Source organism: Escherichia sp. E10V5 (assembly GCF_004212315.1).
GTDB lineage: Bacteria > Pseudomonadota > Gammaproteobacteria > Enterobacterales > Enterobacteriaceae > Escherichia.
Genome location: NZ_RHJM01000051.1, coordinates 1 through 1,253, shown reverse-complemented (window position 1 = coordinate 1,253; position 1,253 = coordinate 1). Strand labels below are relative to the sequence as shown.

1 protein-coding gene is annotated in these 1,253 nt (G+C 48.6%); it reads left to right on the top strand.

All coding sequences use genetic code 11. The annotated features are described in order from the left end of the window. Nucleotides 1–70 precede the first annotated feature (70 nt). Nucleotides 71–1,236, top strand: a protein-coding gene (locus tag D9738_RS24310) for an IS3-like element ISKpn37 family transposase (protein ID WP_130210857.1) whose coding sequence is annotated in 2 segments (ribosomal slippage) — nt 71–335 and nt 335–1,236 — 1,167 coding nt in all. Because the reading frame shifts where the segments join, the coding sequence is not laid out codon by codon here. Nucleotides 1,237–1,253 lie beyond the last annotated feature (17 nt).

Sequence of the window (1,253 nt, the reverse complement as noted above, 5' to 3'; positions counted from 1 at the left end):
TGTAGTGGATCGGTAATTCAGGACACCTCGAAATCCTGTTAATGTTAAAACAGTGAAAATGAGGTGATGCATGATCAAAACTCGTCGGACTAAACGTACCTTTTCCCCGGAGTTCAGGCTTGAAGCTATCGAACAGGTGGTTAAATACCAGCGTGATGTCAGAGAAGTCGCGCTGGCACTCGAGCTCAACCCTGACCATTTGCGTAAATGGATACGGTTGTATAAGCAGGAACTTCAGGGTATTGAGCCCGCTGGTAATGCTATTACCCCTGAACAGCGCGAAATTCAGCAGCTTAAAGCGCAGATAAAGCGCCTTGAGATGGAAAAAGAAATACTAAAGCAGGCTGCCGTGCTGATGAGCGAAATCCCCGGGAAGCTGTCGCGCTAATCACACGGCTGAAAGCAAAGTGGCCAGTGCGGGTTCTTTGTCATTTATTCGGTATTCACCGTAGCGTTTATTACGCGCAGGTGAAGCGTCCTGTTAATGTGCAAAGAATTGAATTACGAAGTCGGGTGAGGGCTTTCCATGCTCTCAGTCGTGGCGCAGCCGGTAGCCGGGCAATCAGTCAGATGTTGCGCCAGAGTGGCGTTGATGCAGGCCGGTGGCTGGCACGACGACTGATGCGGGAATGCGGGCTGACAAGTCGACAGCCGGTTAAACATCACTACCGGGTAAACGAAGACAAAAGTCCGCCATTGCCAAATTTACTGAACAGGCAATTTAACCCCGCCGCACCAAACCGCGTCTGGTGCGGCGACATCAGTTTTATTCGCCTGCAGGACAAATGGTGTTATCTCGCGCTCGTTGTTGATTTATATTCACGGCGGATTATCGGTTCAGCCCTCTCATTAACCGCTGATGCTGAGTTGGTGTGCAGGGCTTTGCGTAATGCACTGGAAACACGACCGCGTGATGGCCGCCTGCTGTTTCATTCAGATCAAGGTGTTCAGTATAAAAGCAATAAATACAGAAAGTTACTCTGGCGTTATGGGGTAATGCAAAGTATGAGTCGCAGAGGGAATTGCCTGGATAATTCGCCGATGGAAAGAGTCTTTCGCAGCCTTAAAAGTGAATGGCTTCCGAAAGGTGGTTATGGTTATTTTAGCCATGCGGTACGCGATATAAACCAGTGGATTAATGGTTATTACAACGTTTATCGACCTCACACGAACAACGATGGTTTACCGCCTTGCTTACATGAAGAAAAGTGGAAACAGGTTATCCCGGTGTCCTGATTTTGTGATCCACTACA